21 protein-coding genes and 1 tRNA gene are annotated in these 26,994 nt (G+C 63.6%); 16 read left to right on the top strand and 6 right to left on the bottom strand.

The genetic code is table 11. From position 1 onward, the window contains the following. Positions 1-24: 24 nt before the first annotated feature. Complete coding sequence (locus tag ACN9M1_RS04885; RefSeq protein WP_426397874.1) at positions 25-969, bottom strand: LysR substrate-binding domain-containing protein; 945 nt, start codon at positions 967-969, stop codon at positions 25-27. 201 nt (positions 970-1,170) lie between these two features. On the opposite strand from ACN9M1_RS04885, the gene xdhA reads away from it, so the two are divergent. The 7 genes from xdhA to ACN9M1_RS04850 all read left to right on the top strand — a co-directional run bounded on the left by xdhA (position 1,171) and on the right by ACN9M1_RS04850 (position 10,611). Continuing rightward, a complete protein-coding gene (gene xdhA / locus ACN9M1_RS04880; protein ID WP_426397872.1) occupies positions 1,171-2,685 on the top strand; it encodes a xanthine dehydrogenase small subunit in 1,515 nt (504 codons plus the stop codon). A 4-nt stretch (positions 2,686-2,689) separates the two neighbouring features. Continuing rightward, a complete protein-coding gene (gene xdhB, locus ACN9M1_RS04875) occupies positions 2,690-5,056 on the top strand; it encodes a xanthine dehydrogenase molybdopterin binding subunit (protein WP_426397870.1) in 2,367 nt (788 codons plus the stop codon). A gap of 16 nt (positions 5,057-5,072) precedes the next feature. Then, the gene (gene xdhC, locus ACN9M1_RS04870) at positions 5,073-6,119 is read left to right on the top strand and encodes a xanthine dehydrogenase accessory protein XdhC (protein ID WP_426397869.1); all 1,047 of its coding nucleotides are present in this window, start codon (positions 5,073-5,075) and stop codon (positions 6,117-6,119) included. A 3-nt stretch (positions 6,120-6,122) separates the two neighbouring features. Next, positions 6,123-7,160, top strand: coding sequence for an adenosine deaminase (locus ACN9M1_RS04865; protein WP_426397867.1), 1,038 nt, complete (start codon positions 6,123-6,125; stop codon positions 7,158-7,160). 18 nt (positions 7,161-7,178) lie between these two features. Continuing rightward, positions 7,179-8,513: a guanine deaminase gene (guaD, locus tag ACN9M1_RS04860; protein WP_426397865.1), complete on the top strand. Its 1,335-nt coding sequence runs from the start codon at positions 7,179-7,181 to the stop codon at positions 8,511-8,513. A gap of 239 nt (positions 8,514-8,752) precedes the next feature. Beyond that, positions 8,753-9,322 (top strand): TMEM165/GDT1 family protein, encoded by a 570-nt coding sequence (locus ACN9M1_RS04855; RefSeq protein ID WP_426397864.1) that lies wholly within the window; start codon positions 8,753-8,755, stop codon positions 9,320-9,322. A 125-nt stretch (positions 9,323-9,447) separates the two neighbouring features. Further along, complete coding sequence (locus ACN9M1_RS04850; RefSeq protein WP_426397862.1) at positions 9,448-10,611, top strand: lysozyme inhibitor LprI family protein; 1,164 nt, start codon at positions 9,448-9,450, stop codon at positions 10,609-10,611. A 138-nt stretch (positions 10,612-10,749) separates the two neighbouring features. On the opposite strand, the gene ACN9M1_RS04845 is transcribed toward ACN9M1_RS04850, so the two are convergent. Further along, complete coding sequence (locus ACN9M1_RS04845) at positions 10,750-12,000, bottom strand: urate hydroxylase PuuD (RefSeq protein ID WP_426397860.1); 1,251 nt, start codon at positions 11,998-12,000, stop codon at positions 10,750-10,752. Between the two features lie 19 nt (positions 12,001-12,019). Then, on the bottom strand, positions 12,020-12,373 hold the full coding sequence (gene uraH, locus ACN9M1_RS04840; protein ID WP_426397858.1) for a hydroxyisourate hydrolase: 354 nt from the start codon (positions 12,371-12,373) through the stop codon (positions 12,020-12,022). Between the two features lie 375 nt (positions 12,374-12,748). Between uraH and ACN9M1_RS04835 the strand changes: the two genes are divergently transcribed. The 6 genes from ACN9M1_RS04835 (at position 12,749) to ACN9M1_RS04810 (ending at position 18,977) form a co-directional block, all read left to right on the top strand. Beyond that, positions 12,749-13,501 (top strand): GntR family transcriptional regulator, encoded by a 753-nt coding sequence (locus tag ACN9M1_RS04835; protein ID WP_426397856.1) that lies wholly within the window; start codon positions 12,749-12,751, stop codon positions 13,499-13,501. A 90-nt stretch (positions 13,502-13,591) separates the two neighbouring features. Further along, on the top strand, positions 13,592-15,001 hold the full coding sequence (locus ACN9M1_RS04830) for a nucleobase:cation symporter-2 family protein (RefSeq protein ID WP_426397854.1): 1,410 nt from the start codon (positions 13,592-13,594) through the stop codon (positions 14,999-15,001). A 4-nt stretch (positions 15,002-15,005) separates the two neighbouring features. After that, the gene (locus tag ACN9M1_RS04825; RefSeq protein ID WP_426397852.1) at positions 15,006-16,418 is read left to right on the top strand and encodes an 8-oxoguanine deaminase; all 1,413 of its coding nucleotides are present in this window, start codon (positions 15,006-15,008) and stop codon (positions 16,416-16,418) included. A 111-nt stretch (positions 16,419-16,529) separates the two neighbouring features. Further along, the gene (gene puuE / locus ACN9M1_RS04820) at positions 16,530-17,492 is read left to right on the top strand and encodes an allantoinase PuuE (protein WP_426397851.1); all 963 of its coding nucleotides are present in this window, start codon (positions 16,530-16,532) and stop codon (positions 17,490-17,492) included. Next, on the top strand, positions 17,489-18,010 hold the full coding sequence (gene uraD, locus ACN9M1_RS04815; protein WP_426397849.1) for a 2-oxo-4-hydroxy-4-carboxy-5-ureidoimidazoline decarboxylase: 522 nt from the start codon (positions 17,489-17,491) through the stop codon (positions 18,008-18,010). The genes puuE and uraD overlap by 4 nt, the downstream gene beginning before the upstream one ends. A gap of 139 nt (positions 18,011-18,149) precedes the next feature. Then, complete coding sequence (locus tag ACN9M1_RS04810; RefSeq protein ID WP_426397847.1) at positions 18,150-18,977, top strand: outer envelope protein; 828 nt, start codon at positions 18,150-18,152, stop codon at positions 18,975-18,977. 103 nt (positions 18,978-19,080) lie between these two features. Here ACN9M1_RS04810 and ACN9M1_RS04805 read toward each other — a convergent pair whose 3' ends face one another. After that, positions 19,081-21,402, bottom strand: coding sequence for an NADP-dependent malic enzyme (locus ACN9M1_RS04805; RefSeq protein ID WP_426397845.1), 2,322 nt, complete (start codon positions 21,400-21,402; stop codon positions 19,081-19,083). A 294-nt stretch (positions 21,403-21,696) separates the two neighbouring features. Beyond that, positions 21,697-22,353 carry a DUF4136 domain-containing protein gene (locus ACN9M1_RS04800; RefSeq protein ID WP_426397843.1) on the bottom strand — a complete coding sequence of 219 codons (657 nt, stop codon included), beginning with the start codon at positions 22,351-22,353 and terminating at the stop codon, positions 21,697-21,699. Positions 22,354-22,504: 151 nt separating this feature from the next. On the opposite strand from ACN9M1_RS04800, the gene pepN reads away from it, so the two are divergent. The 3 genes from pepN to ACN9M1_RS04785 all read left to right on the top strand — a co-directional run bounded on the left by pepN (position 22,505) and on the right by ACN9M1_RS04785 (position 26,434). Next, the gene (pepN, locus tag ACN9M1_RS04795; protein WP_426397842.1) at positions 22,505-25,219 is read left to right on the top strand and encodes an aminopeptidase N; all 2,715 of its coding nucleotides are present in this window, start codon (positions 22,505-22,507) and stop codon (positions 25,217-25,219) included. 46 nt (positions 25,220-25,265) lie between these two features. Beyond that, complete coding sequence (locus ACN9M1_RS04790; RefSeq protein ID WP_426397840.1) at positions 25,266-26,282, top strand: class 1 fructose-bisphosphatase; 1,017 nt, start codon at positions 25,266-25,268, stop codon at positions 26,280-26,282. Positions 26,283-26,358: 76 nt separating this feature from the next. Next, positions 26,359-26,434, top strand: a tRNA-Thr gene (locus ACN9M1_RS04785). 59 nt (positions 26,435-26,493) lie between these two features. Here the strand turns inward: ACN9M1_RS04785 and lysM are convergent. After that, positions 26,494-26,979, bottom strand: a complete 486-nt coding sequence (gene lysM / locus ACN9M1_RS04780; protein ID WP_048936013.1) for a peptidoglycan-binding protein LysM — start codon at positions 26,977-26,979, stop codon at positions 26,494-26,496. Positions 26,980-26,994 lie beyond the last annotated feature (15 nt).

Genomic DNA, 26,994 nt, shown 5'->3' with positions numbered 1-26,994 from the left:
GGACGCGCGTGACAGAACGGCAGCTCAAGCTGCCGTTTCCAATTGCGGATGCTGCGGCAACTCGGCGGCCACTTCGCCGATCATGCGGCGCAGCCACATCACATCGGGTGCCGCGTGGCTGCGCTCGTGCCAGAGTTGGTAGAAGCGCATTTTCGGAAATGCCACAGGCGCGGGCAGGATGCGGATCGGTAGGTACTGCGCGCAATGCGCGGCGAACTGACGGCCCGTGGTGAACACCAGATCCGTGCGCATCAGCACATACGGCACCAGCCCGAAGTACGGCAGCGACACCTGGATCTGGCGTTTCAGCCCCTGCTCAGCAAGTGCCTGATCGATCATGCTGCGCTGCATGACGGCGTACGGCGCGGGCGCCAGATGCGGCATCTCCACATAGTGCTTGAGTGAGATGCCCTTGCGCGCCAGCGGGTGCTGCGCGCCGAGCATGCAGACCACCTCATCGTCGAACAGCGGGGAGATGTGCAGATGCTCCGGCGGCGAGAGCCAGTTGCCGATCACCAAGTCCATGCCGCCCTGCTCCAGCGCGGCCAGATAGTCGACGCCGGCATTGAGCGGATGCACGACCAGCTTGGCTTGCGGCGCGTGCTTGCGCAGCCGTTCGACGATGTTCGGCAGGAAGAACGCATCCAGATAATCCGGCGCGCCCAGGTGGAAGGTGCGCGTGGTATTGGCTGGATCGAACTCCTGCGACGGTCGGGCGATGCGCTCCATCGCCTCCAGGCTCTGCTGCGCCAGCGACAGCAGTTCGTGACCGCGCTCCGTCGGCACCATGCCGTTCTTGCCACGCACGAGGATGGCGTCGCCCGTGATCTCGCGCAGGCGCTTGAGCGTGTTGCTGATGGCCGGCTGCGATTGGCCGAGCTTGACCGCCGTGCGTGTCACGCTTTGCTCGGTGAGCAGCGTGTAGAGAACGCGCAGGAGGTAGGTATCGAGGTGATCTTTGCCGTGCATCTTTGGGCGGAGTCAGGCTGCCGTGGGGTCATGTCAGTGTATGTCACCTGTACATCGCGCCGCCAGACCGCTACCGGCGGGTATACCCCGGATTTTGGCTTTCCGATGCGGGTTATCACCTGGGCCAAATATTGCATTCCTAGCCCAGTGCTATGGTTCCAATACGGACACAACGACACACAAACAGGCATGGAAACCCCCATGGAGACTCAGCCCATCCGCTTCTTCCATCGCGGCCAGGTGCGCACCGTTACGGACGCCCCGATCACCCGGACGGTGCTGCAATACCTGCGTGAAGACGCGCACTGTACAGGCACCAAGGAAGGGTGCGCCGAGGGCGATTGCGGTGCATGTACCGTCGTGCTCGGCGAGCTTCAGGAAGACGGCTCCGTCGGCCTGAAAGCCGTCAACGCCTGTATCCAGTTCCTGCCGACGCTGGACGGCAAGGCGCTCTTTACCGTGGAAGATGTGCGCAGCAAGGACGGCACGCTACACCCGGTGCAACAAGCGATGGTCGAGTGCCACGGCTCGCAGTGCGGCTTCTGCACACCGGGTTTCGTGATGTCGCTCTACGCCCTGTACGAGAACACCGGCAGCGAGGCCCCGATCCCCTCGCGCCAGACCATCTGCGATTCGCTCACCGGCAACCTGTGCCGCTGCACCGGCTACCGCCCCATCATCGACGCGGGCGAACGCATGTTCGAGCTGCCCTCGCCGGCCGGCATCGATCGCACGCAACTGGCCGAAACGCTGCGCAAGCTGCAGCGCAAAGACACCTTCACCTACGCGCCCACCGGCACCGAGAATGCATCGCGCTTCTACGCACCGCGCACCGCCTCGGCATTCGCCGCGATCAAGGCTGCGCACCCAGACATCCGCATCCTCGCCGGCAGCACGGACGTGGGCCTGTGGGTCACCAAGCAGTTCCGCGAGCTGGGCGACATCCTCTACATCGGCCAGGTGGCGGACCTGTACGCACTGGAAAAGCGCGACGGCTGGATCAAAATCGGCGCTGCGGTTTCGCTGGAACAAGCCTACGAATTCCTCGCCCCGGACTACCCCGAGCTGACCGAACTGTGGAAGCGCTTCGCCTCGCTGCCGATCCGCAATGCCGGCACGCTGGGCGGCAACATCGCCAACGGCTCGCCGATCGGTGATTCGGCGCCGGCGCTCATCGCCATCGGCACGCGCGTCGTGCTGCAGCGTGGCGAAGTCCGCCGCGAGCTGCCGCTCGAAGACCTCTACCTCGCCTACCAGAAGAACGCGATGGAAGAAGGCGAGTTCGTGGCCGGCCTGCGCATTCCGGCGCGCGAAGGGCGCGCTGCGCTGCGCTTCCGCACGTACAAGCTGTCCAAGCGCTTTGACGAAGACATCTCCGCCGTGTGTGCGGCACTCGCCATTGAGCTGGACGGCGACATTGTGCGCAGCGCGCGCATCGCCTACGGCGGCATGGCAGCCACGTCCAAGCGCGCGACCGAAACCGAAGCCGCCATCACCGGCCAGCCGTGGAACGAAGCGACCGTGCGTGCTGCCATGGCAGCCATGTCGCGCGACTACACGCCACTGACGGACATGCGCGCCACCGACAACTATCGCCGCATCTCGGCCGCCAACACGGTGTACCGCTTCTGGCTAGAAACCCGCACTGACGCGCCGCTCACCCTCGAACAGATCAATGTGCGTGCGGTCGAACTGAATACCCTCACTGCGGCCTGAGAACATGAACAAGCAAACTGACGCCTTCCTGCTCGCAGAAGCCGATATTCCAGCGACACTGCCTGACCAGCGCGGTGCTGTGGTGGGGATTTCGCGCCCGCATGAGTCCGCGCATCTGCACGTCGCAGGCTCTGCCACGTACACCGACGACATTCCCGAACTGGCCGGCACGCTGCACGCGGCGCTCGGCATGAGCACGCAAGCCCACGCGCGCATCGTCAACATGGACCTGGATCGTGTGAAGGCCGCGCCGGGCGTGGTGGCCGTGTTCACGTCGGCTGACATTCCGGGCACTAACGATTGTGGCCCGATCATCCACGACGATCCGATCCTGGCGACCGACACGGTGCACTTCATCGGCCAGCCGGTGTTCATCGTGGTGGCTACGTCGCATGATGCAGCGCGTCGTGCCGCGCGCCTGGGCAATATCGACTACGAAGTCCTGCCCCCGCTGCTGACGCCGGAAGAAGCGCGCGCTGCCGGCAAATCCGTGTTGCCGCCGATGCACCTGAAACGCGGCGAACCGGCTGAGCGCATCGCTGCCGCGCCGCATTCGGAAGCCGGTCAGATGTCGCTGGGCGGCCAGGAGCAGTTCTACCTCGAAGGCCAGATCTCGTACGCGGTGCCGAAGGAAGACAACGGCATGCACGTGTGGTGCTCGACCCAGCACCCGACCGAGATGCAGCACATGGTGTCGCACATGCTGGGCTGGCACGCCAACCAGGTGTTGGTGGAGTGCCGCCGCATGGGCGGTGGCTTTGGCGGCAAGGAATCGCAGTCGGGCCTGTTTGCCTGCTGTGCATCGCTGGCGGCGTGGAAGCTCGCCTGCCCGGTCAAGCTGCGTCCGGATCGCGACGACGACATGATGATCACCGGCAAGCGGCATGACTTCCGCTTCGCCTACGAAGCCGGCTATGACGACGACGGGCGCATCCAGGGCGTAAAAGTCGACATGACCTCGCGCGCCGGGTTCTCGGCGGACTTGTCCGGCCCGGTGATGACGCGTGCCATCTGCCACTTCGACAACGCCTACTGGCTGCCCGAAGTGGAGATCGACGGCTTCTGCGCGCGCACGAACACGCAGTCGAACACCGCCTTCCGCGGCTTCGGCGGCCCGCAGGGCGCGTTTGCCATCGAGTACATCATGGACAACATCGCGCGCTCGATCGGCAAGGATGCGCTCGACGTGCGCCGCGCCAACCTGTACGGCAAGGACAAGAACAACATCACGCCGTACGGCCAGACCGTGGAAGACAACGTCATCCACGAGCTGCTCGATGAGCTGGAAGCGTCGTCCGATTACCGCGCCCGCCGCGAAGCCATCCGCGCATTCAACGCGACAAGCCCCGTGCTCAAGCGCGGCCTGGCGCTGACGCCCGTGAAGTTCGGCATCTCGTTCAACGTCAAGCACTTCAACCAGGCCGGCGCGCTTGTGCACGTGTACAACGACGGCTCGATCCTCGTGAACCACGGCGGCACTGAAATGGGCCAGGGCCTGAACACGAAGGTCGCGCAGGTGGTGGCGCACGAGCTGGGCGTGGCGTTCACGCGCATTCGCGTCACGGCCACGGACACGAGCAAGGTGGCCAACACGTCCGCCACGGCCGCATCGACCGGCAGCGACCTGAACGGCAAAGCCGCGCAGGACGCTGCACGCCAGATCCGCGCACGCCTGATCGCGTTTGCCGCCGAGCACTACGAGGTGCCCGTCGAAACGGTATCGATCGTTGGTGACCAGTTGGAAATCGGCGCACGCCGTGTGCCGTTCGATGAGCTGATCCGCCTGGCCTACGTCGCGCGCGTGCAGTTGTGGTCCGACGGTTTCTACGCCACGCCGAAGCTGCACTGGGATCAGGCCAAACTCAAGGGTCGCCCGTTCTACTACTACGCCTATGGCGCAGCAGTGTCGGAAGTGGTGGTGGACACGCTCACCGGCGAATGGCGCCTGCTGCGCGCCGACGTGCTGCACGACGCCGGTCGCTCGATCAACCCAGCCATCGACATCGGCCAAGTGGAAGGCGCCTTCATCCAAGGCATGGGCTGGCTGACCACGGAAGAACTCTGGTGGAACAAGAACGGCAAGCTAATGACGCATGCGCCGTCCACCTACAAGATCCCGACGGTCAATGATTGCCCGCCAGACTTCCGCGTGCGCCTGTTCAACAACGCCAACGTGGAAGACAGCATCCACCGCTCCAAGGCGCTGGGTGAGCCGCCGCTGCTGCTGCCGTTTTCGGTGTTCTTCGCCATCCGCGACGCGGTGGCCGCCGTGGGCGATGGCCGCACCAATCCGCCGTTGAACGCACCCGCCACCAGCGAGGAAATCCTCAAGGCGGTGGACGCCATCCGCAGTGCCCCACTGTCTGCCTAAGTCCGGAGACGACGTCATGGACCACACGCAACTGCGCCCCTTCCGCTTCGCCGATGTGCTTGCCACTGTGCAAGCGGGGCAGCCGTGCGTGCTGGTCACGGTAACGGACGTGCAGGGCTCCGCCCCGCGCGAGCCGGGCACGCTGATGTTGGTGTGCGGTGATGGCTTCTTCGGCACCATCGGCGGCGGCCATCTCGAATGGCGCGCGATGGAAATCGCCCAGGCGATGATGGGTGCGCCCGAAGCCAGCGGTGAAGCACGCCGCCAGTTCGTGCGCATTCCGCTGGGCCCTGCGCTCGGTCAATGCTGCGGCGGTGTGGTGCGCCTGTCGCTGGAACGACTCGACGCGCGTGATGCGGAGTGGATCGCCCAAGCCGATGACGCCATGCGCCAACGTCGAAGCCTGCGCCGCTTCGTCTCCGCAGATGCGGCTGTGCCGGTCGAAGCGAGCATCGGCGACGCGGCGGCAGCCGGCGTGCAGTTCGACGCCAACGGCTTCACGCAAACGGTATTGCCGCCCGATATGTCGATCGTGCTGTGTGGCGCGGGCCACGTCGGCCACGCCATCGTGCGTGCGCTGGCGCATCTGCCCTGCCGCGTGACGTGGGTGGACGAGCGCGATGCGATGTTCCCGTTCCCCACCGAGGTGCCGCCGAACGTCGTCATCGAATCCACCGATACGCCGGAAGCCGTGATCGACCACGCGCCCGCCGGCAGCTACTTCCTGGTCATGACGCACAACCATGCGTTGGACCTCGCGCTGTGCGAACGCATCATGCGCCGCACGGACTTTGCCTACTTCGGCCTGATCGGTTCCAAGACCAAGCGCGCGCGCTTCGAGCACCGCATGGTCGAGCACGGTGTCGACCCGGCACGCTTGCCCGAAATGATCTGCCCAATTGGCATTGCTGGCATTGCCGACAAAGCGCCGGATATCATTGCGGTCTCCGTCGTCGCGCAACTGCTGCAGGTGCGAGAGCTGCGAGAGCATGCGCTCACCAGTGCGAGCAGCGGCGCGGCGGTTCCATACCGTGTCCCTACGTCCGCGTCCGCGTCCGCTTAAATCATGCCGATCTCGCCAGCCCTTGCAGAACGCATCGCCACCAGCCCGAAAGCTGAGCTGCACATCCACATCGAAGGCTCGCTCGAACCCGAACTGATGTTCGCGCTGGCCGAGCGCAACGGCGTCAAGCTGCCGTATGCGTCCGTTGAAGAAGTGCGCGCGGCCTACGCGTTCGACGATCTGCAATCGTTTCTCGACCTGTACTATGCCGGCGCCAGCGTGCTGCTAACCGAGCAGGATTTCTACGACATGACTGCCGCGTACGTGGCACGTGCCGTGGCCGACAACGTCCGCCACGCCGAGATCTTCTTTGACCCGCAAACGCACACCGCACGCAACGTGCCGATGCATGTGGTGATCCACGGCATCGTCCGCGCACTGGATGATGCGGAGCGCGAGCATGGTTTCTCCAGCCGCCTGATCCTCTGCTTCCTGCGCCATCTGAGCGAGGAAGACGCGTTCGCCACGCTCGAAGCCGCCCTGCCCTACATCCAGGACCCGGCCAACCGCATCATCGGTGTGGGGTTGGATTCTTCGGAGCGCGGCAACCCGCCCGAGAAGTTCGCGCGCGTGTTCGCCCGCTGCAAGGAACTGGGCCTGCGCCTGGTCGCCCACGCCGGTGAAGAAGGCCCAGCGCAATACGTGATCGACGCGCTCGACATCCTGAAGGTGGAGCGGATCGACCACGGCGTGCGCGCCATCGACGACGCGGCGCTCGTCAAGCGCCTGGCCGCCGAGCGCATCGCCCTGACGGTCTGCCCGCTGTCGAACGAAAAACTGAAGGTCTACCCCGACTTGCGCGATCACTCGCTCAAGCAACTGCTGGACTCCGGCTGCGCAGTGACCCTGCACTCCGATGACCCAGCCTACTTTGGCGGCTACATGAACACCAACTGGCTCGCCACCTTCAACGCGCTCGACCTGACTGCCGCCGATGCCCACACGCTCGCTCGCAACAGCTTCGAGGCGTCGTTCCTGCCCGAGCAGGACAAAGCCCTGTGGCTGAACGCGGTGGATGTCCACTGGAACGCCACACACTAAGCCCCCACGAGACAACGAATGACCACAATGCCCCCGACTTCCAACACCGTTCACGCCTACCGCGGCCGCGTGCTGCATTTCCTGCACGACCCGCAGTATCGCGAGCGCGATGCCTATGAGTATTGGGAAGATGGCCTGCTCGTGGTCATGGGCGGCAAGGTGGTGCAGGCGGGCGACTACGCTGCGCTGCGCGAGAACCTGCCCACCGGCACGCAGCTGCACGATTACAGCGGCAAGCTGATCGTGCCCGGCTTCATCGACACGCACATCCACTACCCGCAGACGGACATGATTGCCTCGCCGTCGCCGGGCCTGCTGCACTGGCTGGAGACATACACCTTCCCCGAAGAGCGTCGCTTCGAGAGCGAGCAATACGCCGCGGGCGTCGCCTCGTTCTTCCTCGACGAACTGCTGCGCAACGGCACGACCAGCGCGATGGTGTGGAGCACCGTACATCGCGGCTCGGCCGAAACACTATTCACGCAGGCCCAGCAACGCGGCATGCGCCTGATCACCGGCAAGGTGATGATGGATCGCAACTGCCCGGAATACCTGCGCGACACGGCCGAATCCGGCGCACGTGACACGGCCGACCTGATCTCGCGCTGGCACGGCAAGGACCGCCTGGGCTACGCCATCACGCCGCGCTTTGCACCCACTTCGAGCGAAGCGCAACTGCAAGCCTGCGCAGAACTCGCCAAGCAGTACCAAGACGTCTTCATCCAGACCCACGTCGCCGAAAACCCCGACGAAGTGAAATGGGTGGCCGACCTGTTCCCGAACGCACGCAGCTACCTGGACGTGTATGACAAGTACGGCCTGCTGCGCAAAGGCGCCTTCTACGGCCACGCCATCTGGCTGGACGACGGCGATCGCCAACGCCTGGCGGAATCCGGCGCGGCCGTGGCGCACTGCCCCACGTCCAACCTGTTCCTGGGCAGCGGCCTGTACAACTTCCACAAGAACGACGCGCACCGCCTGGCGCTGACGCTCGCCACGGACGTGGGCGGCGGCAGTTCGTTCTCGATGCTGCGCACGATGGGCACCGCGCACAAGGTTGCGCGCATGGGCGGCTATCACCTGACCGCGCTACGCATGTTCTACCTGGCCACGCGCGGCGCCGCTGAGGCGCTGGGCTGGGAAGATCGCATCGGCAGCTTCGTGCCCAGCGCAGAAGCCGACTTCATCGTGCTGGACCCGGCCGCCACGCCGCTGCTGGCGCGCCGCAACGCGCGCTCGGAAACACTGGAAGAACTGCTGTTCTCGCTGGCACTGCTGGGCGAGGACCGTGCGGTATCCGCCACCTACATCCAAGGCGAGCCGGCCACACTGGGTGTTGGCGCCGTCGCCTGATCCCCTTATAATCGCGGCTTCCATTGGGGAGTAGCCGCTCGAAGTCGAGACTTCGAGGGCCACGTCAACAGACTTGACCGCTGTCGCAATGACAAGTGGTTATGGCGTGGTCAGCAGCCACTCGGGTGCCACTTAGGCACTTGGTGACGCGTCTGGCGAGACCGATGACACACCTCTGCGGATAGGGCCGGCAGCGGTGCGTCATTGGTTCGCATACGGCCCGGACACCACACAACAACATGGAAGCCTTCCTCGTCTCCACCGGCATCGTCGCCCTCGCGGAAATCGGCGACAAAACGCAACTGCTGTCGATCCTGCTGGCCGCGCGTTTTCGCAAGCCGGTGCCGATCATCCTCGGCATTTTCATCTCCACCCTCGTCAATCACGCACTGGCCGGCGCTGTCGGCGGCTGGATCACGCACATGCTCGGCGAAAACGCGCTGCGGTGGATTCTCGGTATCGCCTTCATCGCGATGGCCGGGTGGATGCTGATTCCGGACAAACTCGACGATGAAGAAGCGCCGAAAGACACGCGCGGCCTGGGCATTCTTGGCACCACCATCGTTGCATTCTTCTTTGCCGAGATGGGCGACAAGACGCAGATCGCCACAGTGGCACTGGCTGCACGCTTCCACGACGTCGCATGGGTTGTCGCTGGCACGACTGTCGGCATGCTGCTGGCCAACGTGCCAGCCGTGCTGATGGGCAACAAGTTCGCCTCGCGCATGCCGATCACGCTGGTACATCGGATTGCGGCGTTGATCTTTTTGGTGCTGGGGGTGTTGGCGCTGTTGAGTGTCGGTAAGTAATCGCGCAGCGCACCTCTTCGCTCGCTCGGCCTGACTAAAGGACCCGATTTAGGTCAACAACTCCAGGGCGAACGGCAAGTCAATACTTCCCGCCCTGTTTGCTATCGAATGGATCTATGCAACCCATGAAAGTGTTCGCGCTCCTGGCGCTTGCGTCATTGCCGGCTGCCCAGGCTTACGCCGTATCGTTCCAATGCGAGAAAGCCTCCACCACAGTCGAGCATGCTCTCTGCGACGACAAGGCGCTCGGTGCATTAGACGACCAAGTCTCGGAGAGCTACCGCCGCTTGCTCGAGAGCGCGCCAGAGGCAAGCGTGTCAGCGCTGCGGGATGGCCAGCGCGCCTGGCTCAAGCAGCGCAACCAATGCTCGCAGGCTCCCGCGAACATCAAAGCCTGTCTGTCTGATACGCTGAAAAAGCGCCGCGAAGATCTGGATGCATTCACAGCTAAAGAAGAGGCCACGCTGGATAAGATCATTGCCAGCATTCCCGATGCGCCGGCCGCCGCCGCGCAAACGCTACGTGGCTATGCAGGGCCATTGGCTTCGGCTTGGCTGGTTTATCTACATACCTACGAACCCAAGGCAGCCGTGGGTGCGCAAGAAGCGCGGCAACGGCGCGACGCTGCTGTGGCAGCGTTGACCAGTGATTCGCTTGCCAAAAGTCTCTACCTTGACATCGAGGGTAAAAAGACCGGTCCAGGCGGCAACGCACCACTGACTTTATTGCGCATGCAGATCGAACGAGCCGACTACGACACGTCTCGCCCTTACGCCCATTGCTTCATCTTTGCGCGTGTGGGAGAGCCAGCATATGAGGCATTCGGCCCACTGTACGGCTCTTCTCGCGATGGCAGCGCGCCCATCTGCGCCCCACAGGGCGACCTGTTCGAGCGCGTTGAATGGAAGTCGTTGGCTACGGCCATTCAGCCTGCGCTATACAGAGGCGTCGAGAGTACCGGCACCATCCGCTTTAGCTACTTTGCCGGTTGGCGCGAGATGGAACTACGGGCAACCGTGTCGCCGCGCGACTATCTCAAGCCATCCAAGGAAAGGGCCACGGATGTCGAGCAGGACATTCGCAACTGGTCCGACGTAAAAACCTGGCCCGCCGAGGAACGCACTGCGACGCTCGCCGCCGTTGAACCCGCCCGCAGAGCCACGGCGGAATGGCTAAAAACCCACCGTGGATTTTCTGATGCCGATGCCGCGAAGGCTGCACGCGAGATCGTGCAAGCGTGGCTACGTGGGCGAGTGGGCTTCGTGACAGACATGCTGAGCGGCGGGTAACTAGGCCAAGAGACATCGTCGCCACAAGAAAAAAAAAACGGGGCCACAGCCCCGTTCAACCCTCACCGGTCATGTCACCCGCTAGGGAACGAATGACATGCTCCGATAAACCTTTCTGTTGTTGCCTCAGCATGCGCCTCAGTTCGTTTTGGCGCCGCCTTCAAACCACTTGGCGATGATCGTGCGCTCGTCGTCGGTGATGTTGGTCACGTTGCCCAGTGGCATCAGCTTCTGCTGCACGACCTGCTGGTAGACGAGCTGTGCGTGCTTGCTCAGCTCATCCGGCGAATCGAGCAACACACCCTTGGCCGGCGAAGGCATCAGGGTAGGATGCGCCGAATGACATTGGTAGCACCGTGCGGTAACGACTGCCTGTACTTTGGCGAAGTCCGAACCGCCAGCCGCAGCTGTTGCAGCGGGTGCAGAGGCACTTCCTGCAGCGACAGCCGGGACCGCAGCGGCGCTTTCCGCCACCGGAGCAGCCGGACGCGGCGCGAGCCACACCGCCACACCCAACAGCACCGCGACGCCCGCCGCCGGATAACCCCAGTTGATCACGCCCTTGTGCTTCAGGATGAAAAACTGACGGATCAACACCCCCGCCAGCATGATCAGCACCAGCACAACCCAGTTGTACTTGTTCGCATACGTCATGCTGTAGTGGTTCGACAGCATCGCAAACAGCACCGGCAGCGTGAAATACGTGTTGTGCACGCTGCGCTGCTTGCCGCGCTTGCCGTGGATCGGGTCAGGCTTTTCGCCCGCCTTGAGCGAGGCCACCACCTTGCGTTGCCCCGGGATGATCCAGAAGAACACGTTGGCGCTCATGATGGTCGCGATCATCGCGCCGATCAGCAGGAATGCCGCGCGGCCCGAGAACAGGTGGCACGCGGCAAACGCCGCAATCACCACATAGACCGCCACCAGGATGCCGACCACGCGGTCGTTCTTGCCGAACACGCGGCAGATGGTGTCGTACACCAGCCAGCCGACCACCAGGAACGCCAGCGCGAGGATCACCGCCGTCGTCGCCGTCATGTCGAACACGCTGCGATCGATCATGTAGACATTGGCGTTGAACAGATACACCACCGTCAGCAGCGCGAAGCCCGACATCCAGGTGGAGTACGACTCCCAGTAGAACCAGTGCAGATGATCCGGCAGTTGCTTCGGCGCCAGCAGGTACTTCTGCGGGTTGTAGAACCCGCCGCCGTGCACGGCCCACAGCTCGCCGTCGACGCCCTTGTCCTGCAGGTCCGGTGCCGTCGGCTTGGTCAGGCTGTTGTCGAGCCAGACGAAGTAGAACGACGAGCCGATCCACGCGATCGCGACGATCACGTGCAGCCAACGCAAGAGCAAGTTGGCCCAATCGAGGATATAGCCTTCCATGATTCGCTCCCCTCTGCCCTTAGCTACCGCGATAGGTCGAGTACGACCACGGCGACACCAGCAGCGGCACGTGGTAGTGCGCGCTGGTATCGGCCACGCCAAAGCGCAGCGTCACCACGTCGAGGAACGCGGGCTCGGGGAGTTTGACGCCGGCTGCGCGGTAGTAATCGCCCACCGCGAAGTCCAGCTCATAGACGCCGGTCAGCAGCGCGTCGCCTTCGAGCAGCGGTGCATCGCAACGGCCATCGTGATTGGTGCGAACCGATTTGATCGGTTGGCGCTGATTGTCGACAATCTTGAACAGAGCGATCGCCAGGTTTTGGCCCGGCGTGCCTGCAGCGGTGTCGAGCACATGGGTAGTCAAGCGTCCCATTTGTCTTCCTCTGTAGTTCGAATTTTCAGAAGCGCCGCTGCCTCCACTTGCACCTCGCGCCAAACCCTTGTGTCCCAGGTGGGATAAGGGCAGACGTCGGGGCCCGCTCGGTACGTGCTGTGCACGCATCCCGGCGCGCGTCCAGCCGGTTTACGCCTGCCGCCTTCGCTTTGAAGGGACGTGCCAAACCGGCAAAGCCGTCGCTCGTTCTGGGCTCGACTCCCTGTCCTCGTGGGGACGTGAAACAGGGATTTCCCTAGTTTGTCGAATTCCCGAACGCATTTTGTTGACAATATTGAGGGCGTCCACGAATAATTGTCAACAGATTTTCGCAGTTGCTTATGCTGCGATGCGTTACTCAAAGGCGGGTCTGCCATGTCCAAGAATCTCAAGCTGGTCTCCACGGAAACGACATCAAAGTCAGGCGCCAAGGCATCGGGGGCAACGCGTATGTCAGTCGAAGAGCGGATGTATCACGAGATCTACGACGCGATCATGGAGCACCGCCTGCCCCCGCGCACCAAGCTGACGGAGCATGCGCTTTGCGAAATCTATGCCACCGCGCGTCATACGGTTCGCAAGGTCTTCTCTCAACTGGCCGCGGATGGTCTGGTTGATCTGGAACCGAATCGCGGTGCGTTCATTGCGGCCCCGTCCATTGATGAGGCGCACGCCATGTTCGAGTTGCGCCAGATCCTGGAGCGCGCCGTGCTCGACAAGGTCGGCCATAGCGCCAATCCCAAGGCCGCCATTGCTCCGCTGGTGGAGCTCGTTAAGGAAGAGCGCCAAGCCTTTGTCACGCATGACCGGCCTCGCTGGATTCGTCTTTCTGCGGAGTTCCACGTCGCGCTGGCTGAACAGGCCGGCAACCCGCTAGTGGTCGAGATGATGCGCCGTCTGGTGTCGCGCACCACGCTGATGATCGCCAGCGTGGAAGCCCCCGGCCACAACGCCTGCTCGTTCGACGAGCACCTGGACATCCTCAACGCACTGGAGCGCGGAGACGCTGCTGCCGCGCAGGCCCACATGGCCCAGCACTTGCAATGTTGTGCCGATCGCGTGCGCCCGGAGGCGCCCGCTGACTTCGATCTGCGTTCGGTGCTGGGCACACGCGAGGACAACGTCTAAGACCGGTTTTGCTGTATTGGGCGAGCCGGCACGACAGAGGCCGGCCGCCCCAAGCCGGACGCCGTCCGGCTCACCACCCAAGGAGACCTTATGACGAGCAGCACCATCGCCGCCCCCACGGCGGACCTGACCAACGAGCGCGTGGCGTACGGACGCCTGCTCGCACTGGGCTTGCAACATGTCTTGGTGATGTATGCAGGCACCGTGGCGGTGCCGCTCATCGTGGGCGGTGCACTGCATCTGCCCAAGGAACAACTCGCCTTCCTCATCAACGCCGACCTGTTTGCGGCCGGTCTTGCCACGCTCATCCAGGCGTTCGGCGTGTGGAAATTCGGCATCCGCATGCCCGTCATGATGGGCGTCACCTTCGCCTCGGTCGGCCCGATGATCGCCATCGGCTCTGACCCGAGCATCGGTCTGTTGGGCATCTATGGCGCGGTGATTGCGGCGGGGCTGTTCGGCATCATCGTTGCGCCGCTCATGGGGCGCGTGCTGGGGCTCTTCCCCCCGGTAGTCACGGGCACCGTCATCACTCTGATCGGCATGTCGCTGATGGGCGTAGGCATCAACTGGGCCGCAGGTGGACAGCCGACCATGAAGACCATGGTCGACGGCGTGCTCAAGACCGTGCCGAACCCCGCGTATGGCGACCTGAGCGGCTTGGCGATTGCGCTGGCGGTGCTGGTCATCATCCTGTTGCTGACGAAGTACGGCAAAGGCTTGATCGGCAACATTGCCGTGCTGCTGGGCATCGTGATCGGCACGTTCATCGCCATGGCGTTCGGCAAAGTCAGCTTTGCCGGCATTGCCGAGGCCAACATGGTCGCTGTCATCACGCCGCTGCACTTCGGTATGCCGACGTTCCACTTCGGCGCCATCGCGTCGATGTGCATTGTGATGATGATCACGCTGGTGGAATCGACGGGCATGTTTCTCGCGCTGGCGGAAATCACCGGCAAGAAGCTTTCCACCGATGACCTGACCCGCGGCCTGCGCGCCGATGGTCTGGGCACGGTGATCGGCGGCGTGTTCAACACGTTCCCGTACACCTCGTTCTCGCAAAACGTGGGGCTGGTGACGGTGACGGGGGTACGCTCGCGCTACGTAGCGGCCATGGGCGGCGTCATCCTGATCCTGCTGGGCCTATTTCCAAAGATGGCGCACATCGTGGCGTCCGTGCCGTCGTTCGTGCTGGGCGGCGCGGGCATCGTGATGTTCGGCATGGTGGCGGCCACCGGCGTGCGCATCCTGGGCTCGATCGATTTCAACAAGTACCGCCACAACCTGTTCATCGTGGCCATCTCAATCGGCTTCGGCATGATCCCGACGCTGGCACCGACGTTCTTCCAGTACCTGCCGCATTGGCTGGAGCCGATCACGCACAGCGGCATCGTGCTGGGCACGCTGGTCGCGGTCATCCTGAACCTCTACTACAACGGCATGCAGTCGGCGGAGCACGCCATGCGTGATGCCGCTGCCAACACGCACGGCACGGAGTAATCGGATGACCGAGCGCATGAACGACCCGCTGCTGATCGCCCGTCATGCCGACGTGCTGGTCACCATGGACGCACAACGCCGCGAGATTGCAGACGGTGCGCTGGTGGCGCGCGGCGGCGTGATCGAATGGGTGGGCGCCACGGCCAATCTGCCACCGCAGTATCACGACGCCATCGGCCGGCCCAACGTGCGTGTGATGGAGCTGCGTGACCACGTGGTCACGCCTGGCTTCGTCAACACGCACCACCACATGTATCAAAGCCTGACGCGCGCCCTGCCCGCTGCGCAGGACGCCGAGCTGTTCGGCTGGCTCACGAACCTGTATCCGGTGTGGGCCGGTCTCACGCCCGAGATGGTGCGTGTGTCGACCCTCACGGCGATGGCGGAACTGCTGCTGTCAGGCTGCACGACCTCCAGCGACCATCTGTATCTGTACCCCAATGGCAGCCGGCTCGATGATTCGATCGAAGCCGCGCAGCAGATCGGCATGCGCTTTCACGCCGCGCGCGGCAGCATGAGCGTGGGCCGCAGCCAGGGCGGCCTGCCGCCGGACCGCGTGGTCGAGGGCGAAGAGGCCATCCTCAAGGAAACGCTGCGCCTGATCGAAACCTGGCACGACGCCGATCGCCATTCCATGCTGCGCATGGTGGTGGCGCCGTGCTCGCCGTTCTCCGTCTCGCGTGACCTGATGCGCGAATCGGCCAAGCTCGCACGCAGCTACGGCGTGTCGATGCACACCCATCTGGCCGAGAACGACAACGACATCGCCTACTCGCGCGAGAAATTCGGCATGACGCCGGCTGAATATGCGGAAGACCTCGGCTGGGTCGGCCACGACGTTTGGCATGCGCACTGCGTGAAGCTCGACGCGCACGGCATCGACGTATTCGCACGCACCGGCACGGGCGTGGCGCACTGCCCGTGCTCGAACATGCGCCTCGCTTCAGGCATCGCGCCCATTCGCACCATGCGCGACGCCGGCGTGCCGGTCGGCCTGGGCGTGGACGGCAGTGCATCGAACGACGGCGCGCACATGCTCGGCGAAACGCGCCAGGCGATGTTGCTCGCGCGCGTCGGCTTCGGCCCGTCGGCAATGAGCGCGCGTGAGGCACTGGAAATCGCCACGCTCGGCGGCGCCCGCGTGCTCAACCGCGACGACATCGGCGCGCTCGCACCCGGCATGTCCGCCGACTTTGTCAGCTTCGACCGCCATCAGGTCGGCTTTGCCGGCGCCGACCACGACCCGGTCGCCGCGCTGGTGTTCTGTGCCCCGTCCAACGTCGCGCACAGCGTGATCAACGGGCGTGTGATTGTTGAAGACGGCCGCCTGACCACGCTTGAACTTGACGCCCATCTCACGGTTCACCGAAGGCTCGCGCTGGAACTCGCGCAGGCCGCTCGGGCAGTCCCGGCATGAGGTGACGGCGCTTTGCATCGTTCATGACCCATTTGTGATGTCGTGAATTTGGAAAGCCGCACGCCACTGTCTGACCGGTGTTGTATGAAGTCTCCTCGATCTCAAAAAACCATGACCAACAATAACTATCCGCGCGATCTCATCGGTTACGGCAAGACCCCGCCGAATGCCAATTGGCCGGGCGGTGCGCGCGTGGCTCTGCAGTTCGTTCTCAACTACGAAGAAGGCGGCGAAAACTGCGTGCTGCACGGCGACGCCGGCTCCGAGCAGTTCCTCTCCGAAATCATCGGTGCGGCCGCCTACCCTGCTCGCCACATGAGCATGGAAGGCATCTACGAATACGGCTCGCGTGCGGGCGTGTGGCGCATCCTGCGTGAGTTCGAAAAGCGCGGCCTGCCGATGACGATCTTCGGCGTGTCGATGGCCCTGCAACGGCACAAGGACGTGACGCAAGCCTTCGTTGATCTGGGCCACGAAATCGCGTGCCACGGCTGGCGCTGGATCCACTACCAGAACATCGACGAAGCCACCGAGCGCGAGCACATGCGCATCGGCGTCGAGATCATTCGCCAGCTCACCGGCAACGCGCCCCTGGGCTGGTACACCGGCCGCGACAGCCCCAACACGCGCCGTCTGGTGGTCGAGCACGGCGGCTTTGCCTACGATGCCGACTACTACGGCGACGACCTGCCTTTCTGGACCGAAGTCGAAGTCTCGGATGGCGAGCGCAAGCCGCATCTGGTGGTGCCGTACACGCTCGACACCAACGACATGCGCTTCGCCAGCCCGCAAGGCTTCAACACCGGCGACCACTTCTACCAGTACCTGAAGGATGCCTTCGACGTGCTGTATGAGGAAGGCGACCCCAGCGGCCTGGCGCAACCGAAGATGCTGTCGATCGGCATGCATTGCCGCCTGCTGGGCCGCCCGGCGCGTTTCCGGGCGCTGCAGCGCTTCCTCGATTACGTGCAATCGCACGACAAGGTGTGGATCTGCCGGCGCATCGACATCGCCAATCATTGGATGCAACACCACCCGTACGCAAAGCAACCCGTTTCGAGCACCACAGCATGAGCCAGACCACTTACACCCTCTCGCAACTCAACGGCATGGACGCTGCCCAGTTCGTGCAGACGCTGGGCGGCATCTACGAGCACTCGCCGTGGGTGGCAGAACAGGCTGCCACGCAGCGCCCGTTCGCGTCCGCTGATGCGTTGACCGCAGCCATGCGCAAGGCCGTCGACACTGCGGGTGAGGAGGCCCTGCTCAAGCTCGTGCGTGCCCACCCGGAACTCGCCGGCAAGGCCGCCGTGCGCGGAGAGCTGACCGCCGAATCGACACGCGAGCAAGCGGGCGCAGGTCTCGACCAATGCACGCCGGAAGAATTCGCACGCCTGCAGACACTCAATCAGCAATACAACGAGAAGTTCGGCTTCCCGTTCATCCTGGCGGTGCGCGGCTATGACCGTCACGGCATCATCGACAACTTCAGCAAGCGCGTTCAGAACGATCGCGACACCGAGCTGCGCACGTCACTCGAACAGATTCACCGTATTGCAGGCTTTCGTCTGGCCGATTTGATTTCAGGTTAACCGCACGACAACGCTGCAGGTGCGGTGCCATAGGGCACGGCGCACCGCCTGGCATGGAGCCTGACCAGCCGGCCTGTGACTGCATCAAAGAATGCAGCACAACCCGCAGCGATTCCATCAACAACGGAGGAGATAGGAAATGCAGTGGAACATCTTGCGCGGCGCCGCCGCGTTCACGGTCGCGACCGCGACCTTTTTCATTGGGGCAGCAGATGCAGGGGCAGTCGAATGGAGCGATACCTCCATCGGCTATCGCTATGGCACCCAATTCGCAGAGCCGTTTGTGGGTGACGGCATTCACAAGAACATTTTCAACTTCACGCACGCCAGCGGGTACAAGTACGGCACGAACTACCTGAACGTCGATTTCCTGCAGTCAGACAGCAAGGACGCCAACGCGCAGGAAGCCTATGTCGTGTATCGCCACACGCTCGATATCGGCAAGGTGCTCGACAAAAACCTCAGCGCTGGCCCGATTCGCGGCTATGGCCTGACCGCCGGCTTTGACTGGAACACCAAGAACGACCCCGGCTATGCGTCGAAGAAACGCATGCTGGTGGTCGGGCCGACGGTCATGATGGACGTGCCGGGTTTCCTGAACATCAGCCTGCTGATGCTGTGGGAGAGCAACGAGCCGGTCGGCGTCACGAGCCGCTACCACTACAAGGCGCACCCGATGCTCAACGCGGCATGGGGTATCCCCATCGGCTCGACGGGGCTGTCGTTTGAGGGGTATGCCAACTACATCGCGGCCAAAGGCAACAACGAATTCGGTGGCGGCACTGCACCGGAATTGAATATCGATGCCATGCTGATGTACGACCTGGGCACGCCTTTGCATCTGGGTAAGAACACGCTGCGCGTGGGTATTGAATATCAATACTGGCGCAACAAGTTCGGCAACCCGGCATCGGTGCCCGGCTCGCTGGCAAAGACGCCGATGGTGCGTGCCGAATACCACTTCTGACCGCGCAGCCCTGGCCACAAATAAAAACGGCGCCTGAATCGCTTCAGGCGCCGTTTTTCTTGGGGCCGCTGATCTGCAGCGGCCCGCTCAGCGTATCAACCGATCAACGCGCAGCCGATACGTCTGCCACCGCCAGCGCCGTCATGTTGACGATACGGCGCGACGTAGCCGACGGGTTCAGGATGTGCACCGGCTTGGCCGCACCCAGCAGGATCGGGCCCACCGTCACGCCCTGCCCGCCCGTGATCTTGAGCAGGTTGAACGCGATGTTGGCCGCATCCAGCGTCGGCATCACCAGCAGGTTGGCGCTGCCAGCAAAGGCGCTCTTGGGCAGGAAGTGATGGCGGATGTCTTCCGACAGCGCCGCATCGCCCTGGATCTCGCCTTCCACCTGCAGCTCCGGTGCTTCGACCTTCAGCAGGTCGTATGCCGCGCGCATCTTGCGGGCCGACGTGCTCTTCGACGAGCCGAACATCGAGTGCGACAGCATCGCCACCTTCGGCTCCTGGCCGAAGCGGCGCACTTCTTCCGCCGCCAGCTTGGTGATGTCGGCCAATTCTTCAGCGCTCGGGTTCTCGTTGACGAACGTGTCGGTGATGAACAGCGTGTGCTTCTCGAGCATCAGGCCGTTCATGGCGGCGAACACCTTGGCGTTCGGTGCCAGGCCGATCACGTCGCGCACGTGCTCCAGGTGCGCGTCGAAACGGCCGACCGTGCCGCACAGCATCGCATCGGCATCGCCCAGGCGCACCAGCATCGCGCCGATCAGCGTGTTCGAGCGGCGCAGTTGCGACTTGGCCATGTCCGGCGTCACGCCGTTGCGGCCCATCAGTTCGTGATACGCGCTGTGGTACTGGTGGAAGCGGGGGTCGTCTTCCGGGTTCACCAGTTCGAAATGCACGCCGGGCTTCAGGCGCAGGCCGGCCTTCTGGATGCGCATTTCAATCACGTGCGGACGGCCGATCAGGATCGGCTTGGCCAGACCTTCATCCACCACCGTCTGCACGGCGCGCAGCACGCGCTCTTCTTCACCTTCGGCGTAGACAACGCGCTTCGGGTTGGCCTTGGCGGCCGAGAACACCGGGCGCATGGTCAGCCCCGTGTGGTACACGAAGTCGCTCAGCTGTGCGCGATAGGCATCCAGATCCTTGATCGGGCGCGTGGCCACGCCGGACTCTTCCGCCGCCTTGGCAACGGCCGGAGCGATCTTCTCGATCAGGCGCGAATCGAACGGCTTCGGAATGATGTACTCCGGGCCGAAGTTCAGGTCCTGGCCGGCATAAGCCTGCGCCACGGCGTCGTTGGTTTCGGCTTCGGCCAGCTCGGCAATCGCCTTCACGCAGGCCAGCTTCATCGCTTCCGTGATCTTGGTGGCGCCGCAATCGAGCGCGCCGCGGAAGATGTACGGGAAGCACAGCACGTTGTTGACCTGGTTCGGGTAGTCCGAACGGCCCGTCGCGATGATGCAGTCCGGGCGCGCGGCCTTGGCCACTTCCGGGCGGATTTCCGGCTCGGGGTTGGCCAGTGCCAGGATGATCGGCTTCGGCGCCATGGTCTTGACCATGTCGGCGGTCAGCACGCCGGCGGCCGAGCAACCGAGGAACACGTCGGCATCGCGCACGATGTCGGCCAGCGTACGGGCCGAGGTGTCCTGCGCATAGCGCGCCTTGTTCGCCTCCATCTTGGCGTCGCGGCCAACGTAGATCACGCCCTTGGAGTCGACCACATAGACGTTCTCGCGCTTCACACCCAGGCCGACCATCACGTCCAGGCAGGCAATCGCCGCAGCGCCGGCGCCCGACACCGCCACCTTCACCTTGGCGATGTCCTTGCCTACCACCTTCAGACCGTTGAGCAATGCAGCCGACGAGATGATCGCCGTGCCGTGCTGGTCATCGTGGAAGACGGGGATGTTCAGGCGATCACGCAGCTTCTGCTCGATGTAGAAGCACTCCGGCGCCTTGATGTCTTCCAGGTTGATACCGCCCAGCGTCGGCTCCAGCGAGGCGATGATGTCGACCAGCTTGTCCGGATCGCGCTCGGCCAGTTCGATATCGAACACGTCGATGCCGGCAAACTTCTTGAACAGGCAGCCCTTGCCTTCCATCACCGGCTTGCTGGCCAGCGGGCCGATATCGCCCAGGCCCAGCACGGCGGTGCCATTAGTGATCACACCGACGAGGTTGCCGCGCGAGGTGTACTCGGCTGCCAGCGCCGGATCCTGCTCGATCGCCAGACACGGATACGCCACGCCCGGCGAGTACGCCAGCGACAGGTCGCGCTGGTTGATCAGCGCCTTGGTCGGGCGCACCTCGATCTTGCCGCGCGTCGGGGCACGGTGATATTCGAATGCGGCACGGCGCAGTTCGGCCTCAGCGCCGTTGTCTTGGGTATCGGGCGAGGCGTCGTGGAGCTTGTCGTTCATTTTGATGAATCCTGATGGAGTGTTCCGCAGATGAAGCGCGCAAGCGCTCAGGCAGAAGCACCCGAGTACGGAGTGGCGAAAAACAGGGAAAACCAGAGAAATACGGAAGCGAGGCCGCAAGCGTTGCGGGGCACCGTCAGAGGGGTAGCGACGGGGCGCAGGCGGCGCCGGCCACGGGTGGCGGTCGGCGCGAAGTGGAATGGATTGACAACGCTCAAGCGGAGTACGGCTGGCGGCCTACAAATTAGGTCACGCATTCTAACGTAGACCGCCGGCCAAACCCACTCGGGCGCACTACTTAGGCGCCGCTGAGGGCGCTGGTTTCACCTTTGGATCAACGGGGAGTTCCACGAGGATCGGCCGGGCGTTCGGCGCGGGGAAATTGGCGAAGGCGCTGCGGATCAGATATGGCATGACGGCCGTGAGCGAGCCGTCACCACCCTGTGTTTGGGCGGTGACCTGGTAGACGCGTTTGCCGGTGGCTGCTTCGTCAATCTCCGCATGAAAGGCATAGAACGGCACTTGCACGTTGGTTTCCACATATTGCGGACCCCACGGGCCCCAGGGCCCCCACGGACCGCGCCATGGTCCCCACGGCCCCGGCCCCCAGTACGGATCGGGGTAGACGGGCTGCCGCACCTGCACGAGGCCGGTGGCGGTTGAATAGTTCAGACGAACGACATAGCGCGCGCTGGCACGCGGCGCACTGGTAAAGCCGTGCGCGGCCAACTGGTCAGACGTCCAGGCCTCGTAGGTTTGCCGTTCCAGATCATTTTGCTGCGCCGCACTATGCTCGAATGCATAGGTGCGCGGCGGCGTATCGTCCCAGCCGGGCTGCTTGAATGCCGTCACCTGGCTGGTCACGGTACTGGCGCACCCCGCCAGCAGGCTGGCCGCCATCAGCGCGCCAGCCATCGGCCAGATGCCCGAGGTCTTGATCCACTTCCACATAAAAAATCCCCCTACGCTCAATCAGACAGGTACTTGCGGCGCTAGAAACATTGCGCTCGACGCTCTATTCAGAGTCATGCCGCGCGCCGAAGATTCCCGCCAGTACAATGGCCTTTTGCGACCGCAGACAACGCAGATAAGGATGTTACCGATGTTGCGCACCGATACCGCCGTCACGATTTACCGCAAGGACTACACCGCGCCCGCCTTCCGCATTGACGAAGTGGCGCTGGAAATCGACCTCGTGCCCGAGCGCACCCGCGTGGTCAATCGCCTGCGCATGACGCGCACGGCTGCCGGCAAGCCGCTCGTGCTGGTGGGCGAAGGGCTGGAGCTGGCGGGCGCAACCGTCGATGGCCAAGCCGTGTCCGGCCTGCAAGCCGACGGCGATACGCTCACCATCGATGTCGTGCCCGCCGAGGTGGATGCCAGCTTCACGCTGGAACTCACCACGTTTTGCAACCCCGCCGCCAACTCGTCGCTGATGGGGCTGTACGTTTCCAACGACAACTTCTTCACGCAGTGCGAGGCCGAGGGCTTCCGCAAGATCACCTACTTCCTCGACCGGCCCGATGTGATGACGGTCTACACCGTCACGCTGCGCGCATCCAAGGCGGACTACCCGGTGCTGCTGTCCAACGGCAACCTCGTCTCCGAGCGCGATCTGCCGGACGGCCGCCACGAAGCGGTGTGGCACGACCCGTTCAAGAAGCCGTCGTACCTGTTCGCGCTGGTGGCGGGCAAGCTGGAATGCATCGAGGAGCGCATCCAGTCCGCTTCGGGCAAGGAGAAGCTCCTGCAGGTCTGGGTGGAAGCGCAAGACATCGGCAAGACACGCCATGCGATGGATTCGCTCATCCACTCGATCCATTGGGACGAGCGCCGCTTCGGGCTGGAGTTGGATCTGGACCGCTTCATGATCGTCGCCGTGGGCGACTTCAACATGGGCGCGATGGAGAACAAGGGCCTAAACATCTTCAACACGAAGTACGTGCTGGCCAATGCCGAGACCGCCACCGACGTGGATTTCGCCAACATCGAATCGGTGGTCGGCCACGAATACTTCCACAACTGGACGGGCAACCGCGTCACCTGCCGCGATTGGTTCCAGCTCAGCCTGAAGGAAGGCCTGACGGTGTTCCGCGATCAGGAGTTCTCCGCCGACATGGCTGCACAAGCCGCGTCACAGGCAAATGCGGAAGTCGCCGCCGCAAGCGCCCGCGCCGTCAAGCGCATTGAAGACGTGCGCCTGCTGCGCCAAGCGCAGTTTCCGGAAGACGCGGGCCCAATGGCTCACCCGGTGCGCCCCGACAGCTACGAAGAGATCAACAACTTCTACACCGTCACGGTGTACGAGAAAGGCGCAGAAGTCGTACGCATGTACCAGACCCTGCTCGGCCGCGACGGCTTCCGCAAGGGCATGGACCTGTACTTCCAGCGCCACGACGGCCAGGCCGTTACGTGCGACGACTTCCGTGCTGCCATGGCCGACGCCAACGGCCGCGATCTCACGCAGTTCGGCCGCTGGTACAGCCAGGCCGGTACGCCAGTCGTGGCAGTCGAAGGTCATCACGACGCGGCCGCGCGCACCTACACGCTCACGCTGCGCCAGCGCTGCGAGCCGGTCGGCATCGAGGTGAACAGCGGCATCCAGAAGCAGCCGTTCCACATTCCGTTTGCCGTGGGCTTGATCGATGGCCAAGGCCGCGATCTGCCGCTGCGTTTGCGTGGCGAAGCTGCATCCCCCTCGCCCGTCACCACGCGCGTACTCGATTTCACCGAAGCCAAGCAAACCTTCGTCTTCGAAGACGTGGCCGAAGCGCCGCTGCCCTCGCTGCTGCGCAATTTCTCGGCGCCGGTCATCGTGGAATACGGCTACACGACCGAGCAGCTCACCTTCCAGCTCGCGCACGATTCCGATCCGTTCAATCGCTGGGAAGCTGGTCAGCGTCTGGCCACCGACACGCTGCTGCGCATGGTGGCGGACATCCAGCACGGTCGCGCACCTGCGGTGGACCCGGCGCTGGTAGAAGCGCTGCGCGCTGTGGTGGCCGACGCCACGCTCGACCCCGCCTTCCGCGAGCAGATGCTGATCCTGCCAGCCGAGAGCTACCTGGCCGAGCGCATGGACGTGGCCGACCCGGCCGCCATTCATACTGCCCGCCTCACACTGCTCCGCACGTTGGCTGAAAAGCTCAACACCGAGCTGCTGCGCGCCTACCAAGACAATCAAACCGAAGGCGCTTACTCGCCCGATGCCGTGTCCGCCGGCAAGCGCGCACTCAAGAACCTTGCGCTGGGCTATCTCGCCAATACGGAAACGCCGGAAGCATTGGCGCTGGCCGAACAGCAATACGCCCAAGCGACCAACATGACCGACCGCATGGGCGCCCTCACCGCGCTGGTCAACAGTTTTGCCCCCGGCCGCGAAGCCGCGTTGACGGACTTCTACACGCGCTTTGCCGACGACGCACTCGTCATCGACAAGTGGTTCTCATTGCAGGCCATGCAGCGGGGCGCCACGGGCAAGCCAACGCTGGAAACCGTGCGCGCACTGATGACGCACCCGGCCTTCACGCTGCGCAACCCGAACCGCGCCCGCTCGCTGATCTTCAGCTTCTGCTCGGGCAACCCCGCGCAGTTCCACGCGGCTGATGGCTCCGGCTATGCCTTCTGGGCCGAGCAGGTGCTGGCGCTCGACGCTATCAATCCGCAGGTGTCCGCCCGCTTGGCCCGCGCGCTGGACCGCTGGCGTAAGTACGTCCCCACCCTGCGTGATGCCATGCAGGATGCGCTCAAGCGCGTGGCAGCCCATCCGAGCCTCTCGCGTGACGTGCGTGAGATCGTTGGGAAGGCGCTGGCCTGAATGTCACCGCTTGTATCGTAAAATCGCGCCCGTCTCAGGAGAACCCATGAAGCGCATCAACCTCACCCGCTACCTGATCGAAGAGCAGCGCGAGCACAACACCATCCCGGCCGAGCTGCGCTTGCTGCTCGAAGTCGTGGCGCGCGCCTGCAAGGCGATCTCCCACAGCGTCAACAAGGGCGCCCTTGCCGGCGTGCTCGGCTCGGCCGGCACCGGCAACGTGCAAGGCGAAACCCAGCAGAAGCTGGACGTGATCGCCAACGAAGTCCTGCTCGAAGCCAACGAATACGGCGGCAACCTGGCCGCCATGGCCTCGGAAGAAATGGAATCGTTCTACGAGATTCCGCACCGCTACCCGAAGGGCGAATACCTGCTGCTGTTCGATCCGCTCGACGGCTCGTCCAACATTGACGTGAACGTGTCGATTGGCACGATCTTCTCGGTGCTGCACATGCCCAAGCCGGGCGAAACCGTCACCGAGGCCGATTTCATGCAGCCCGGCGCCAAGCAGGTCGCCGCCGGCTACGCCGTGTACGGCCCGCAGACCACACTGGTGCTGACCGTCGGCAACGGCGTGCACATGTTCACGTTGGACCGCGAAGTCGGCAGCTTCATCCTGACCAGCCGCGACGTGAAGATCCCCGCTGACACCAAGGAATTCGCCATCAACATGTCGAACATGCGCCACTGGGCCCCGCCCGTGCGCCGCTACATCGACGAATGCCTGGCCGGCACCGAAGGCCCGCGCGGCAAGGATTTCAACATGCGCTGGATCGCCTCGATGGTGGCCGACGTGCATCGCATCCTCACGCGCGGCGGCATCTTCATGTACCCCTGGGACAAGCGCGAGCCGGGCAAGGCCGGCAAGCTGCGCCTGATGTACGAAGCCAACCCGATGGCCTTCCTGGTGGAGCAAGCCGGCGGCGCGGCCACCAACGGCCAGCAGCGCATTCTCGACATCCAGCCGGAAAAGCTGCACCAGCGCGTCTCCGTCGTCCTCGGCTCCAAGAACGAGGTGGATCGCGTGACGCAGTACCATTTGGAAGCCGAAAAAACAGCGTAACCGCGCCGTGTAAGGTCAGTGTTTCAGCGGCTCTTGCAGAGCGACAAAAAGTTCTGTTAGAATCGCTGTTTCCGACGCCGCTGTAGCTCAGTCGGTAGAGCAGCGCATTCGTAATGCGAAGGTCACCAGTTCGATTCCGGTCAGCGGCACCAGAATTCAAAAAGCCCAGTCTTCATCGACTGGGCTTTTTGCTTTGGCCTTGCGAAACCGATCAGATTTTCGGGATCCGCAGCTTCTGCCCCGGATAGATCTTGTTCGGGTCCGAGAGCATCGGCTTGTTCGCCTCAAAAATCACCGGGTACTTGTTCGCATCCCCATAGGCCTCCTTGGCGATGGCCGACAACGTGTCGCCACGCTCCACGGTGTGCCAGTCCGATTCTTCCGACTCGGTATTCACCGACATCTGGTCATCCACCGACTTGATCCCTTCGACATTGCCGCAGCACAGGATGATCTTTTCGCGCGTGGCCTGATCCGGCGCCACGCCGAACACCTTGGCGGCATCGCCCTCCACCTGCACGGACAATGCCGTGGCGCTCAGCCCTTGCTGGGCGATGTAGTCCTGAATCGCTTGGCCCTTGGCATCGTCAGCGGCCTTGGCAGCGTCGGCATCGGCGGATGCATCGGCCGGGGCGGCGGCAGCGCTGCCGTGGAACAGCTTTTCGCCAGCCTCTTTGATGAAGTCAAAAAAACCCATAACGACCTCCATAAG

The organism is Ralstonia sp. R-29, from assembly GCF_049913345.1.
In the GTDB taxonomy this organism is placed as follows: domain Bacteria; phylum Pseudomonadota; class Gammaproteobacteria; order Burkholderiales; family Burkholderiaceae; genus Ralstonia.
This window is presented reverse-complemented; position numbering and strand designations above follow the sequence as displayed.